Annotated in this window: 13 protein-coding genes; 7 read left to right on the top strand and 6 right to left on the bottom strand. The window is 73.7% G+C overall.

Features of this window, described 5'->3' with window-relative positions:
- The first annotated feature begins 1 nt into the window (after nt 1).
- From AB0G79_RS27570 to AB0G79_RS27540, 7 genes are all read left to right on the top strand, one after another.
- The gene (locus AB0G79_RS27570; RefSeq protein ID WP_360811001.1) at nt 2–1,243 is read left to right on the top strand and encodes a hypothetical protein; all 1,242 of its coding nucleotides are present in this window, start codon (nt 2–4) and stop codon (nt 1,241–1,243) included.
- A complete protein-coding gene (locus tag AB0G79_RS27565) occupies nt 1,240–3,777 on the top strand; it encodes a GTPase-associated protein 1-related protein (RefSeq protein WP_360810997.1) in 2,538 nt (845 codons plus the stop codon). The genes AB0G79_RS27570 and AB0G79_RS27565 overlap by 4 nt, the downstream gene beginning before the upstream one ends.
- Before the next feature lies 1 nt (nt 3,778).
- Nucleotides 3,779–5,392, top strand: a complete 1,614-nt coding sequence (locus AB0G79_RS27560; RefSeq protein WP_360810995.1) for a hypothetical protein — start codon at nt 3,779–3,781, stop codon at nt 5,390–5,392.
- Nucleotides 5,389–5,577: a hypothetical protein gene (locus AB0G79_RS27555; protein ID WP_360810993.1), complete on the top strand. Its 189-nt coding sequence runs from the start codon at nt 5,389–5,391 to the stop codon at nt 5,575–5,577. Before AB0G79_RS27560 ends, AB0G79_RS27555 begins: the two co-directional genes overlap by 4 nt.
- 92 nt (nt 5,578–5,669) lie before the next feature.
- On the top strand, nt 5,670–6,341 hold the full coding sequence (locus AB0G79_RS27550) for a tellurium resistance protein (protein WP_360811094.1): 672 nt from the start codon (nt 5,670–5,672) through the stop codon (nt 6,339–6,341).
- Nucleotides 6,335–7,384, top strand: coding sequence for a PP2C family serine/threonine-protein phosphatase (locus AB0G79_RS27545; protein WP_360810991.1), 1,050 nt, complete (start codon nt 6,335–6,337; stop codon nt 7,382–7,384). The genes AB0G79_RS27550 and AB0G79_RS27545 overlap by 7 nt, the downstream gene beginning before the upstream one ends.
- Nucleotides 7,381–8,718: a protein kinase gene (locus AB0G79_RS27540; protein WP_360810989.1), complete on the top strand. Its 1,338-nt coding sequence runs from the start codon at nt 7,381–7,383 to the stop codon at nt 8,716–8,718. Before AB0G79_RS27545 ends, AB0G79_RS27540 begins: the two co-directional genes overlap by 4 nt.
- Nucleotides 8,719–8,755: 37 nt before the next feature.
- On the opposite strand, the gene AB0G79_RS27535 is transcribed toward AB0G79_RS27540, so the two are convergent.
- The 6 genes from AB0G79_RS27535 to AB0G79_RS27510 all read right to left on the bottom strand — a co-directional run bounded on the left by AB0G79_RS27535 (nt 8,756) and on the right by AB0G79_RS27510 (nt 14,265).
- Nucleotides 8,756–9,076, bottom strand: coding sequence for a hypothetical protein (locus AB0G79_RS27535; RefSeq protein WP_360810987.1), 321 nt, complete (start codon nt 9,074–9,076; stop codon nt 8,756–8,758).
- Between the two features lie 14 nt (nt 9,077–9,090).
- Nucleotides 9,091–10,569, bottom strand: a complete 1,479-nt coding sequence (locus tag AB0G79_RS27530) for a hypothetical protein (protein ID WP_360810985.1) — start codon at nt 10,567–10,569, stop codon at nt 9,091–9,093.
- Nucleotides 10,570–10,694: 125 nt separating this feature from the next.
- Nucleotides 10,695–11,102, bottom strand: a complete 408-nt coding sequence (gene msrB, locus AB0G79_RS27525) for a peptide-methionine (R)-S-oxide reductase MsrB (RefSeq protein ID WP_360810983.1) — start codon at nt 11,100–11,102, stop codon at nt 10,695–10,697.
- A gap of 15 nt (nt 11,103–11,117) precedes the next feature.
- Nucleotides 11,118–12,509 carry a UDP-N-acetylmuramate--L-alanine ligase gene (gene murC, locus AB0G79_RS27520; protein ID WP_360810981.1) on the bottom strand — a complete coding sequence of 464 codons (1,392 nt, stop codon included), beginning with the start codon at nt 12,507–12,509 and terminating at the stop codon, nt 11,118–11,120.
- 261 nt (nt 12,510–12,770) lie between these two features.
- Nucleotides 12,771–13,292 (bottom strand): indole-3-glycerol phosphate synthase, encoded by a 522-nt coding sequence (locus AB0G79_RS27515; protein WP_360810980.1) that lies wholly within the window; start codon nt 13,290–13,292, stop codon nt 12,771–12,773.
- A 106-nt stretch (nt 13,293–13,398) separates the two neighbouring features.
- Nucleotides 13,399–14,265 carry a pyrimidine reductase family protein gene (locus tag AB0G79_RS27510; RefSeq protein WP_360810978.1) on the bottom strand — a complete coding sequence of 289 codons (867 nt, stop codon included), beginning with the start codon at nt 14,263–14,265 and terminating at the stop codon, nt 13,399–13,401.
- Between the last annotated feature and the right edge of the window lie 35 nt (nt 14,266–14,300).

Raw genomic sequence — 14,300 nt, 5'->3', positions numbered from 1 at the left:
CATGACGACGGTGATCTGCCCGTACTGCTTCGAACGGTCGCAGGCCGCGCGCCTGCCGTACCGGTGCCTGATGTCCCGGACTGGGCTGCGCGGGGGGACCCCCTGCGATCCCGAACGCGACGACCTGTGGGCCGGGTTCACCGGCGGGACCGCCGCGCCCTCCGCGTACATGCGCGGGCCCGTCTTCCCGGCGCCCCGCACGATGCCCTGGTCGCGTGGCGGCGGGCGCGCCGAGTGCCCGCGCTGCGGGGTCGCCTCGCCCGTGCGGGTCTGCGCGGGCTGCCACAGCGACCTGCCGAGCGACTACTGCTCGCAGGACAGCCGCATCATCGCCCTGATCGGCGCCAAGGCCTCCGGGAAGAGCACCTATGTGTCGGTGCTCGTCAACGAGTTGCGGCACCGGGTGGGGCAGTCGTACGGGGCGTCGCTCGCCGCGATGGGCGACGAGACGCAGCGGCGGGACCGCGAGATGGCCGAGGACCTGTACGAGCGGCTGCGGCTGCCCGGCACGACCCGGCCCGCCGCGACCGGCTTCAACGACCCGCTGCTGTACCGGCTGAGCCTGCCCCGGCAGGGGCGCGACGGGAGCCGCCACACGGCGCTCGTCTTCTTCGACGCGGCCGGCGAGGACCTCAAGTCGGCCGAGGCGCTCAACCGTTACACGCAGTACCTGAGCGCGGCCGACGGCATAGTCCTCCTCGTCGACCCCCTCCAGATGGGGGCCGTCAGGGACGCGCTGCCCGGCGACGGCGGGCCGCCGATGCCGTCCCGCGAGACCCCGGCGCTCCAGATCGCCTCCGACGTGGCGACGCAGCTGCGGTCGCACGGCAAGGGCGGCTCGCGCGGCCGGGTCGACACCCCGCTCGCCGTCGCCGTCACGAAGACGGACACGCTGCGCGGGCTCCTCGACCCGCACTCCCCGCTGCTGCGCAACACCCCGCACGCCGGGGGCCGTTTCGACGAGGTCGACCGGCTCGCGGTCCACGAGGAGACCCGCTCGCTCCTCGAGGGCTGGGACTCCGGGGCGCTGTGGAGGCAGCTGGAGCGCGACTACTCCACGGTGTCGCTCTTCGGGCTCTCCGCGCTCGGCTCGCCGCCCCCGTCGGACGCCCCCGCCGACGCTCCCCCGTCGGGCCCGCAGCCGGTCCGCGTCGAGGACCCGCTGCTCTGGCTGCTCGGGCGGCGCGGGCTCATCCCCGTCGCCAAGCCCCCGCGCGAGGGTACGGGAGGGACGGCGGCGTGAACCTGCCCCAGATGCACTACACCTCGGCCCCTCCCGGGCCCGACGGCTCCGGCTTCCGGTTCACCGCCGTCTCCCCCGGCGTCCCCTCGTCCGTGCTCCGCGAGGCGGAGCAGCTCGTCGGGTACGAGCCTCCCCGGGACGCGCCCTCGCGGCCCACGGACGAGGAACTCTCCCTGTTCCCGGCGATGTTCAGCTACACCCGGCTCTCGGACGGCAGCGGGCTCCTGAGCCGTACCGTCTACACGGGCGCCGACTACAGCGGCCGCTGGGGCAACTTCCACGCCCACGCCGTCCATGTGACCGACGGCGACCGCCTGCCGGGCGGAAGGGCGCCCATCGCCGCGTGGGACGCGCCGCAGTGGGCCGACCGGACGCCCGACGACCGGACGCCCCCGCCGATCGAGTCGTTCACGTCGCCGCCCTTCTCCGAGATCATCCGGGAGGTCCAGGCGTTCGCCGCCGCCCGCGAGCCCTGGCTCGCTCCCGTCTTCGCGGACCTGCGCCGTCTCGTCGAGACCCCGCACTCGCCGCAGATCGTCCTGGCCGAGACGGACACGCGCCGGATCGCGCTCTGGGTGATGCTGGCCAACGCGGTGCTGCCCCGCGAGGCCTCCCGGACGCTGACGTTCACCACCTACACCCGGCGCCCGCAGCAGGCCCGCCAGCAGATCATCGGGGTGCTGCCCGAGGACGTCAGGTCCGTCGCCGGGCAGCCGCACCGCTACAGCGTCCACGACTGCTCCGACCGGACGCCGCCGGCCCCGCCGGTGGTGCCGGACGTGTGGGCCCGTACCGCCGCCGCCGTCTGGGCCGCCGGGGCGCACGAGCTGTTCACCGAGGCGCGCAGGGTCGCCGGGCCCGAGCAGTTCCCCGCGGGCCCGCTGGCCGTGCTCGCCCTGGCCCACGGCCTCGCCGTGCCCGAGGACGCCCGCGCCGAGGCCCTGATGTGGGTGAACGACCACCACGGCCTCCTCCCCGAGCCGACACTCGCCTCCTTCCTCAAGGCGGTCTGCGTCGTCGGGCCCGGCGCGCCCGAGCTGCCCTCCGGGGTCCTCGCGGAACTCCTCGACTCGCTCCACGGCCACGTGCCGGCCCTGCTGACGGCCCCGCTCACCGCGCGGCTCGTCAGCAGGGCCGTACGTGAGGAGGGGACCGCCCTCCCGCCGCTGCCGCCGGGCGCGCTCCCGGAGCCGTACCGGAGCGATCTCGCGGCGGAATCGGGCGAGGCCCTGCTCGACACGGTCCGCGACCCCCGTACGCCCCTGCCCCGCGTCCACGCGCTGCTGCGGGTGGCCAGGGCGCTCGACGTCGGCTACGAGACGCTGGCGTTCGACCTCGCGAAGCGGGTGCACGACACCCTGTTCGCCGCACCGGACGCGGCGACCGCGGAGGCGCTGCGGGAGATCCTCCACGAGTGGGACAGCCTGCGCGAGACGGTCGCCGCCCGCCTGGAGACGCGGGCGGCCGACGAACCGCAGCGCGTGGCGGCCGTCCTGCGCGAGACGCGGCCGGTCCTGGGCGACACCGGGAACGTGCCGCACCTGCGGATGTGCGCGGCCGCCGCCGAACGGACGCGGGGCACCGGCGCGTCCCCGGGGCCCGACGGCGACCCGGCGTGGTTCCGCGAGCGGATCCCCGAGGCGCACCGGCTGCTCCGCATCGCCGGCGTGTCCCACCTGGACCATCCGCTCGTCCTGCGGACGGCGGTCGCGCTCGTCTGGGACGACCGGACGCCGACGGCGGCCGAGGCCGCGCAGCTGTTGAACGAGAACGGCGTCGGCGCGCACCTCACCGCCGGGACCTGGGACCTCCTGGTGAGCGCCGCGATCGAGGCGCCGGCCGACGACGCCGGGGCGCCGCACCTCGCCGCGCGGCTCCTCTCGGCGGGGCCGGACGCGGTCTCCCGTTCCGTACGGGAAAGCCTCCACCTCCTCGCGTTCGTCGACGCCCTGGAGACGCGGGAGGCGGACGCGACGGTCGCCCAGGGCGGCTGGACCGCCCGGGTCCAGGCGCTCTCCCACAGCGCTCCGGCGAACGTCCGCGACCGCGCGGCCGCCGCACTCGCCCAACGCCTCCTCGGACCGGACCGGCCGAGCGGCCAGCTCGGCGAGCTGGCCCGCAGCGACGACGGCGAGCTCATGGAGGCGTACGCGAACGCGGCCCGCACGCCGGTCATGCGGGACGTCCTGCGGCGGGTTCCGGCGCGCACGGCGGACTGCTACGTCGCCTGGACCGCCCACGTGAAGGCGAGCCCGCGGTGGGACCTCACCCGGCGGACGCTCCTCGACGAGGTGCTGCGGCCCGTCGTCCAGGAGATGGCCGATGTCGAGCTCCGCGCCGTGGAGCACGCCATCGCGGAGCTGTCGGCCGGCCGCGCGGCGGCCTTCCAGGAGTGGAGCCGTCCGACGGGCGCCCTCCGCCGCTTCTTCGGCAAGCGCGCGCGGGGCTCCTCGATGCCGGACGTCGCGTGGAAGGGCGACGTGCAGCCGCCCCCGGGCAGGAAGCCGGACCGGCGCGACCGAGGAGGGCGATGAGATGAACGACTCCGACACCGGCATGACCGGCGGCGAGCTCACCGAGATCGTCCTCACGGTGCTCGTGGCGTTCACCGCCGTGACCGCCGTCCTGGTCTGCCTCGCCTACGCCCTCTGGGCGCTCCTGGCCCTGGTCGTCCGCACGGCCGCGCGGGCCGTCGGGCCGTTCCAGCCGGGGACGGCAGACCCGCGGGTCCTCGCCATCGGCACGGAGCCCGCCCATCCCTCGTACTGGCACGCCCAGGCGTGGCTCGACACGGCGAGCGCGGTCGGGCGGTCGTACGGTGCGCTGTGGGAGCGCTGGCGGGGGCACTGGATGGTCACCGTCGCGGGACGGCTCCTGCGGGGCCGGCGCCCGAAGACCGGACTGCGGGGCTCGAACCCCCTGACCCGGCTGACCATGCGGCTCGTGGCGCCGGGCACGGCGCTCGGCGGTACCGTCGCCACGCTGCTCGCGCTCGCCGTGCACACCGCCGTGCTCGTCGTGTTCTGCGCCTTCGTCGCCGTGTTCTGGGCCGCCTGGCTGCTGACCGTCGGAGCCGTACGGGGTTCCGAGCGCGCCTGGCTCCTCGCGCGCCGGGTCCGGACGACGTGCCCGCACCCGGGCTGCCACCGGCCGTTCCCGATCGCCGCGCACCCCTGCCCGAACTGCCTCTCCGTCCACACCGACCTGCGGCCCGGGCGGTACGGGGTCTTCCGGCACTCGTGCGCCTGCGGACAGCGGATCGCCTCCTCGCTCCTGTCCGGACGGGCCAGGGTCGCCGCCCAATGCCCCGCCTGCGCACGGCCGTTGCCGGAGTCGGTGGGGACCACGCGGGTCGTGCACGTGCCGCTGATAGGCGGCTCGTCCTCCGGCAAGACCATGTTCGTCGCGGCCGTCATCGCCGGGCTCCGCTCCTGGTCGACGCGCGGCAACCTCCACATGGAGCTCGCCTCCGACGCCGACCAGCAGGACGACGAGGCCCTCACCCTGCGGCTCGACCGCAACGACTGGGCCCACAAGACGCAGGGCGACCAGCGCGCCTGGATGATCCTCGTCACCAAGGGACGCCGACGACGGCTCCTCTACCTCTACGACCCCATGGGCGAGTCGCTCCACCAGGCCGAACGGGTGCGCGAACAGCACTACCTCGCCCACGCCGACGGCGTCCTCTTCGTCGTCGACGTCCTCGCCGACCGCACGGTCCGGCGCACCCTCGGCACCACCGACGACACCCTCGCCGACACCGCCCGCCCGGCGGCCCAGGGGCCCGTCGACACCTACCAGGGCCTCGCCGGCGAGCTCGCCGCGCTCACCGGCGGCCGGGGCGACCTCCCGGCGGCCGTCGTCGTCACCAAGCGGGACGTCCTCGACCGCATCCAGTCGCTCCCCGCCCCCGGGGCACGGGTCGACGAGTGGCTGGCCACCATCGGCCTCGGCGGGCTCGTGCGCGGTTTCACCCACGACTTCAAGGCCTCCGCCTTCTGGGCGGTCAGCGCCTCGGCGGCGACCGGGACCGGCGCCCTCGACACCGAACGGCGGCGCGCGGCGGAGCCCGTGCTCTGGCTGCTGCGCCGCACGGGGCTGCGGGTCGACGACCTCATCATGGACGAGAAGGGGGTGCGGCGCGGATGACCGTGGTGACACCGCGGGTGGGACGCGCCCGCAAGACGGTCATGGGCCTCTTCACGACGGCCTGCGTCCTCGTGTTCGGAGCGGCGGTGCTCGGCCTGCTGTACGCGGGACCCGGCCTCTTCGAGGAGGGGCGCGTGCTCTGGGAGGAGTGGCCGAAGCCCTGGGACACCTGGGGTTCCGGGTGAACTCCCCTCCTCACTGGCTTCCCTGACCTTTCGTTACTCCAACCCCTACTCACCCCCAGGAGGCTCTCGTGTCCGAGATCCCCGGCGGCCCCATGGCGAACCGCCCGGTGCACTTCATCTGGCTGCTCGACTGCTCGTACTCGATGCTCGGCGAGAAGATCGGCCAGTTGAACTACGCGATCCGCGAGGCGATTCCGGAGATGCGGTCCGTGGCGCACGACAACCCGGCGGCGCAGCTGCTGCTGCGGACGATCACCTTCTCGACCTTCGCGCGCTGGCACCACAAGGACCCCGTCCCCGTCGACGACTTCACCTGGCAGGACGTGCAGCCCGACGGCGCGACCAACCTCGGCGACGCCCTGACCCTGGTCGCCGGCGAGCTGCGCACCCCGCCCATGCCCGAGCGGGCCCTCAAGCCCGTCATCGCCCTCGTCTCGGACGGCGCGCCCACCGACGACTGGCGCGCCGGACTCCGGGCCATCGAGGCCACCCCCTGGGGCAAGAAGGCGGTCCGCGTCGCCATCGCCATCGGCGCCGACGCGGACCGGAGCGTCCTCCAGGAGTTCCTGGGCAACCCCGAGTTGCGCCCGCTCGACGCCAACAGCCCCAAGCAGCTGGCGGCGGCCATCCGCTGGGTGTCGACCGCGGCGGTCAAGGCGGCCTCGGCGCCGGTGGCCGGGTCGAACGACGTCACCGCCAAGGCGGCGGCTCCCTACGCGCCTCCCGTCCTCGACGATGACGACGACGAAGACGTCGTATGGTGAGCGCGCCACCCGACTGGGAGACGTTCCAGAAGAGCATCCAGGGCGTCAACAAGCCCAGGAACCAGGACCGTTGTCTGATCCGGGGCATCGGCACCGCCAAGGACCCGCTGATCCTCACCGTCGCGGACGGGCACGGCTCGGCCTCGTACCCGCGCAGCCACATCGGCGCGCAGTACGCGACCGAGCTCTTCGCCAACCGGGCCTACGAGTTCGCCACGTCGGTCGCCGACCGCGACCGGCCCGGCTGGCGCGGCCGGCTGCACGACTACGCCCGGATCGGGCTGCCGGAGCGGCTCGTCCGCGACTGGCAGCACGAGGTCCTCGGCCACTGGATGCGGAACCGCACCCCGGACGAGGACCTGGACACCCCGGGGCCGATCCTGCGGCTGTACGGGGCGACCCTCATCGGCGCGGTGCTCACCCCGGACCTGTTCGTCGCCTGGCAGCTGGGCGACGGGGAGCTGACCGTGGTGGACATCGACGGCAGGGTGAGCATGCCACTGGCCCCCGAGGTCGTCGAACTCGGCGACGAGACGGCCTCGTTGTGCACCCGGCAGGCCTGGCAGCTGGTGCGGGTCCACTGGGAGCCGCTGCCCGACCCGGCGCGGGCGCCCCGGCTCGTGACGCTCTCCACGGACGGCCTGTCGAAGAGCTTCGTCGAGGTCGAGGGCTTCGTCGAGTTCGCCGCCGGGCTGCACCGGCGGCTGACCGAGCGGGGCGTGGACGGCCTCACGGACCAGATCCCCCGGTGGCTGGCGGAGGCGTCCCGGCACTCGGGCGACGACACCACCCTCGTCCTCGCGCGGCGGCCGGAGGAGGCGAAGGCCGCGGAGCCGGAACAGCAGCCGGAACCGGAACCCGAACCCGAACCCGAACCGGCGGATGCCGAGGCCGGGTCCTCCGGGGAAACGGGCGACGGGACGACCGCCGAACCCTCCGCCGGGATCACCCCCGAGCCCCCTCCCGAGACCGCCACCGCCCGGACCACCCCCGACGAGACCACCACCGACGAGACCACCACCGACGACAAGGAACGGCCATGAGCGGCATGCTCGACAGCGGAGAGTCGCTGACCACCCAGCGCGGCGAGGCGATCGTCGTCGACCGCCTGCTCGGCTCGGGCGGCCAGGGCGAGGTCTACCGGGTCACCCTGCCCGACGGCAGCGCCAAGGCGCTCAAGTGGTACTTCCCCGACAGCGCGACGCCCCGCCAGCTCGCCATCGTCGAGGACCTGGTCTCCCGGGACTTCGACGACGACCGGTTCCTCTGGCCGACGGACCTCGTCGTCGCCGGCGAGGGCCGCTTCGGCTACCTCATGGACGTGCGCCCCGACCGCTTCCGCGGACTGCCCGAGCTGTTCCGCCGCACCGTGAACACCTCGCTCCGGGCGCTCCTCACCGCCTGCCTGTACACGGTGGAGGCTTACCAGGCGCTGCACTCCAAGGGGATCGCCTACCGGGACATCTCCTGGGGCAACATCTTCTTCGACCCGGCCACCGGCGAGATCCTCGTCTGCGACAACGACAACGCGGTGGTGGAGGGCGACTCCAGCGGGATCTCGGGGACGATGAACTTCATGGCCCCCGAGCTCGTCCGCGGGGACCCCGGCGCCATGCCGGGCACGCAGAGCGACCTGCACTCGCTGTCGGTCCTGCTCTTCATGTTCCTGATGAACCATCACCCCCTCAAGGGCGCGCGGGAGTTGAAGATCCACTGCCTCGACGACGCTGCCGAGCGCAAGCTGTACGGCAAGGAACCGCTGTTCGTCTTCGACCCGCAGGACCCGGACAACCGCCCGGACCCCGTCGAGCACGCCACGGTGACGGCCCTGTGGCCACTGGTGCCGGTGTCGCTGCAGAAGCTGTTCGAGAAGAACTTCACGGTCGGGCTGCACAACCCCTCGGCCCGGGTGCGCGAGTCGGAGTGGCGGGACGCGCTGCGGGCCGCCCGTGACGCCGTCGTGGAGTGCCCGACCTGCGGCAAGGCGAACATGACGGAGCCGCGCACGACGTCCCCCGGCACCTGCTGGAAGGACGGCAGCACGCTCGTCCTGCCGCCCCGGCTGGTGGTGACCACGCCGCCGCCGAGGACCGAGCGGCACATCCTGCTCGGCCGGGCCGCCCAGGTCCACCGGCACCACCTGAACCCCGAGCCGAAGCGGCACGACTACTCGGCCGACCACCTCGTCGCCGAGCTCGTCGAACACCCGCAGAAGCCGGGGCGCTACGGCCTCGCCAACCGCTCCACGACGTCCTGGACGGCCTCCCGGTCCGACGGCACCACCCAGCAGGTGGGCCCGGGCCAGACGGTGCCGCTGCGGTCCGGGCTCACCCTGGAGCTCGACGCCGGGGTCCGGGCCGAGGTGCGGGCCAAGTAGCTCTGCCCGCACCGCCGTTCGTTCCCCGCCGAGGGGATCAGCCGACGAACCGGGTGATCCCCTCGACGAGCGCGAGGCCCCCGCTGCCGACGGCCACGTAGGGCGCGACGGCGTCGAGCGCGGCGCGGACGCGACCCCGGTCGGGGCCGCGTCCCTCGCGCTGGGCGCTCTCCAGCTCCCCGTGGACGATCACCGCCTGCTCGACGACCCCCTGGGCGGCCTGTGCGTCGCGGAGCACCCGGACGAGCTGGGCGGCCATCGCGACGGCCCCGGCCGCGTCGGAACCGTAGTTGTGGACCTGGCCGTTGTCGCCGAAGCTGCTGCCGGAGACCGGGCCGTTGATGTTGTACGTGCTCATCGCTTCCCTCTCTGTCAGGGGCGGGGACCGCCGGGCTGGCCCGGCCCCCCGGGCGGGCCGCCGCCGGGCTGCCCGCCCTGCGGACCGCCGGGGTTGTTGCCCTGCCCGTAGTTGTTGGTCTGGTTGTTGTTGCCGAAACTGCTGCCGGAGACCGGGCCGTTGACGTTGTACGTCTGGTTGCTGATCACCTGGACGGCCTGGTCGTACGAGCTCGTGTCCACGTGGTGCGCCTTGAGGAACTTCTCCGTGGCGATCAGGACACCGCCCTGGAGCCGGTAGAGGTAGTCCCGCGAGTCGGCGCTGTCGTTGGCCGTGACCTGCTTCCAGTCGGAGACGCTGTGGCGGATGCTGCCGGTTGCGCCGTAGTCGTAGATCAGGCGCCGTGCGGCGAGTTCCTTGCGCAGCTCGCGGAGGTCGCGGGCCCGCTTGCGCGCGCCGGCGCGGCGGTCGGCGTTGCGCCTGCGCGCGCACCGGAGGGTCTTCCCCCAGGCCTTCCAGCTCGCTCCGAAGAGCCGGCGGCCCCGCTCGAAGCCGGGGCCCGGCAGGGTGGCGACCAGGCTGTAGACCGGGCTCAGCGGCGGGATCGCGTAGACCAGGACCTCCCAGGAGAGGCTGGGGTGGTAGAGCCGGGCCCGCAGCATCATGGAGACGATCATCCGGCCGCCGTCGCTGATGCGTTCGAGGGTAAGGAAGGTCCGCATCCCGGCGCCGGGGTTGACCACGGCGGAGCGGACGATGTCGGCGCTGATCTGGGCGCGGGGGCGGCCCGGGGGTTCCAGGAGGTCGTCGGCGAGGAGCTGGACGTGGTCCCCGAGCACGTACATCCGGTTCCTGGCCCGGAGCCCTTCGAGGCCCGCGATGTTCGCCATCTCCTTGGCGACGAAGGTGTGCAGGTCAACCGCGTCGAAGGGCTTGATCGCGAGCTTCCGGCCGGGGTTGGCGGGGTCGTCGGCGGGCCGGGAGACGTCGATGGGCTGCCAGACGACGTCCTTGAGCTGCGAGCCGCTGCCGACGAAGGGGTCGGTCGCGGCGGAGACCGTGTACGGCACGACGTTGGCCTTGGCGAGGGCCGTCAGCCGGGTCTCGGCGTCCCGCTCGACGGGATCGGCGAGGGTCTCGGCCGGCCGGTCGCCCCAGTACACGTCCTGGGCGGCGCGCCAGGAGCCGGAGAGGGCCGCCCGGACGATCCAGAAGGCGGCGACGGCGGAGCCCACGACCAGGACGAGCCCGAGCGTCAGGGCGGCGTCGTTGCCGCTGACCAGGCCCCACACGAGGACGGCCCAGCCCGCCCAGAAGGCGAGGTTGAGGGGCGAGAGGAGCCGGTCGCGCCGCTCGGAGCGGCGGGCCGCCTGCCGCGCGTGGCGGGCGAGGGCGACCAGATGGATGCCGAGGGGTAACCCGAGGGCCGCCATCCGGTCGGCGGTGAGCTCGACGTCCACGTCGTGGGCGAAGCCCTCGTCGAGGTGGACGTGGGCGCACAGCTGCCGGGTCACCGAGTCCTGACGGTACGTCGGCAGCTGAGGTAACGGTCTGCGAGCCATGCGGTCTCCCCCTGTGCGTCACCGCACACCCTAGGGCCTGCCACCGCACACCCCCTAGGGAAGACCGCCGCTTTCCGTCAGCCCTCCTCGGGCTCCAGGCGGAGCGAGATGGAGTTGATGCAGTAGCGCTGGTCCGTCGGGGTCGGGTAGCCCTCGCCCTCGAAGACGTGGCCGAGGTGCGAGCCGCAGCGGGAGCAGCGGACCTCGGTGCGGACCATTCCGTGGGTGCGGTCCTCGATCAGCTCGACGGCGGTGCTGTCCTTCGGGTCGTAGAAGGACGGCCAGCCGCAGTGCGACTCGAACTTCTCGTTCGAGGTGAAGAGCTCGGCGCCGCAGGCCCGGCAGGAGTAGACGCCCTTCGTCTTCGTGTCCGTGTACTCACCCCGGAAGGCGGGCTCGGTGCCGGCCTGGCGCAGTACCTGGTACTCCGCCGGGGACAGCTCCGCGCGCCACTGCTCGTCCGGCTTCTCGACCTCGTACGCCATCGTCTCTCCACTCCCTCAGTTCGACAGGCGGGCGAGGATCCTCGGACCGAGGTCCGTGACGTCGCCCGCGCCCATCGTCAGAACGAGATCGCCGGGCCCGGCCATTCCCGCGACGACCTCGGGGACGGTCTCCTTGTCGTGGACGGCCGTGACGACGGCGCCCGCGCGCTCGGCGGCGGCGATGATCAGCTCGCTGGTGATGCCGGGGATCGGGTCCTCGCGGGCCGGGTAGATGTCGAGGACGACCGAGGCGTCGGCGAGGGCGAGGGCGTCGCCCATCTCCTTGCCGAGCTCCTGGGTGCGGGAGAAGAGGTGGGGCTGGAAGACGACGAGGAGGCGGGAGGCTCCGGCGGCGCCGCGCATGGCCTCCAGGTCGGCGGTCATCTCGGTCGGGTGGTGCGCGTACGAGTCGATGACCTGGACGCCCTTCGCCTCGCCCTTGAGCTGGAGGCGGCGGCCGACGCCGGTGTAGGCGGTGAGGGCCTGGGCGAGCTCGGCCGGGTCGATGCCGACGCGGGCGCCGGCGGCGAGGGCCGCGGCGGCGTTGTGCGCGTAGTGGCGGCCGGGGACGGAGACGGTGAAGGTGTGCTCGACGCCGTCGAGGGCGACGGTCACCTCGCTCTTCATGCCGTTCGGGACGATCTTGAGGATGCGGGCGTCGGAGTCCTCGGACTCGCCGACGGTGACGATCTCCAGGCCCTCGCGGTCCGCGACGCGGCGGGCGAGCTCGCGGGCACCGGCGTGCTCGCCGACGACGAGGGTGCCGCCGGGGCGGATCTTCGCGGTGAAGGCCTCGAAGGACTCGTAGATCTCGTCCATGGAGGCGTAGTTCGCGTGGTGGTCCAGCTCGACGTTGAGGACGATCGCGACCTCGGGGTCGTACTTCTGGAAGCTGCGGTCGCTCTCGTCGGCCTCGGCGACGAAGACGTCGCCGTCGCCGTGGAGCGCGTTGGTGCCGGGGCCCGCGAGGTCGCCGCCGATGGCGTACGAGGGGTCGAGGCCGAGCTCGGTGAGGGCGACGGCCAGCATCGAGGTGGTGGTCGTCTTGCCGTGCGTACCGGCGACGGCGACGGCGCGCAGGCCGTCCATGAGGGAGGCGAGGGCGTCGGAGCGGTGGACGACCGGGATGCCGAGCTCGGCGGCGCGGGCCAGCTCGGGGTTGTCGGCGCGGATGGCGCTGGAGACGACGACGGCGGAGGCGTCGTCGGCGAGGTGCTCGGCGGCGTGGCCGATGTGCACGGTGGCGCCGAGGGCGCGCAGCGACTCGGCGGTCGGGGACTCCTTGGCGTCGCTGCCCGCGACCTTCGCTCCGCGCTGGGCGAGGATCTTCGCGATGCCCGACATTCCGGCACCGCCGATGCCGATGAAGTGCGGGCGTTCCATGGCGGCAGGGATGGCGGGTGCCATGTGGATCTCTCCCCGGGGTGGTGACGGTCGGACACCCCAGCCTAGTGGTTCCGGCGGAACACCCCCGGAAGTGCCGGAGGGAGTACGGCCGTGGGGGCGCCCCCCCGCCCGGGGGGCGGCCCGGCCCCCGCGGCGCCCCCCGGCCGCGGGCCCCGCCCCCCCCCCCCGCCGTGGTGGCCCGCGCCAACCCCCCCGGTGGGGGCGGTGGTGCTGCGGCGGGGCCCCGCGCCCCCTGCACGGGGCGCGGACACGGCCCGCTCGTCACTCCTGTCCGTCGGCCCGTCCCTCGGCCCGGCCCTCTGCCTGTCCGTCGGCCTCGCTGTGGGCGAAGAGCTTCAGGACGGGCACGCCGACCTTGTGGCGGGCCCGGGAGGCCCAGTCACGGTGGAAGAACTCCTCCACGTAGTGCGGAGCGGTCAGGACGATCACCTCGTCCGCCTCCGCCTCCTCGACCACCGCCTTCATCTTGGTGAGCGGGTGGTCCTCCACGACCTGGCCGACCGCCTCGCAGCCGGCCGCCCGCAGGGACTGGAGGGAGTACTCCAGGGCCTGCTCCGCGGGGACCCGGGCGGCCTTGCCCTCCGGTTCGTCCCCCTCGCGCGCGGCTTCCTTCAGTTCGCCCATGGCGACGTCGTCGATGGCACGCAACAGCACATCGGCCTGGTCACCACGCGGCTGCATAAGGACGATGAAGGACACGCCCTCGTCGCCGTGCAGCGTGGTGACGAACTCCACGTCGACGGACGTGAGGGGCTTCTCGATCATCAGAACGCTTGTGAACACCTCAGGAGCCCTTCTGCGGAAACCATCCTTCCCCGTGCTCGCACGGGGTCTGCGACAGTAAGTGTGCCCAGCGGACGGTAAGCGGAACGACAAATTCCGCCGATTGTCAGATCCGACGGTAGCGGGTGAAGAGGAAGCCGTCCTGCTCCAGCACGGAAGCCACCGTGAAGCGTGTCGGGACGGCGACCGACGGGCCCCCGGCGATCCGCTGGGCGTCGCCCGCCGTCATCGTGGGCGAGAGGGTCAGGCACAGCTCGTCCAGGGCCTCCGCCGCCACGAACTGACCGAGCAGCCGGGGACCGCCCTCCGTCAGCTGGCGGCGCAGCCCGCGCTCCGCGAGGAGCGCCTTGACCCGGCCCGGCTCGACCCCGGCCCCCTCCCCCGCGAAGACCACCTCGACGCCCGCGTCCCTGGCCTCCTGGACCCGGGCGGCGGGGGCCCCGGCCCCGGTGAGGACCAGGGTCGGCACCAGCGGGTCCTGGTAGAGCGGCAGCGCGAAGTCCAGGTGGAGCGAGGCGGTGACCACCGCGATCACGGGTGCGGGCGCCTGCCCGGCCGCGGCCCGGCGGGCGGCGAAGGCCTCCCGCGCCCTGGCGGGGCGGTACCCCTCCAGGCGTACGGTCTCCGCGCCCACCACGACCACGTCCGCGAGCCCGCGCAGGGTGCCGAAGATCCGCATGTCGGCGTCGGAGGAGAGCGGCTGGGAGCGGCCGTCGTGCTGGCCGGCGCCGTCGAGCGAGGAGACCATGTTGGCCCGCAGCCACGGAGTGTCGACCTCCGGATACGCGTAGGCGTCGGCGAGCGCGTCGAGGGACCACTCCCCGTCCTCGGGCGGGGCCCCGGCGTTCCGGGGCACGGCCCCGGCCGCGGTCTCCGGGGCCGGGTCGGCCGCGGCCCCCGGGGCGGCCTCGATGGCGGCCCCGGCAGCGGTCTCGCGGGCTGTCATGTCCGTCACAGGGAGCAGGCGTCGCATCCCCGCAGTCTTGCATGGCGCTTAGAGTGGATAAC

Source organism: Streptomyces sp. NPDC020807 (assembly GCF_040641575.1).
Lineage (GTDB): Bacteria > Actinomycetota > Actinomycetes > Streptomycetales > Streptomycetaceae > Streptomyces.
This window is presented reverse-complemented; position numbering and strand designations above follow the sequence as displayed.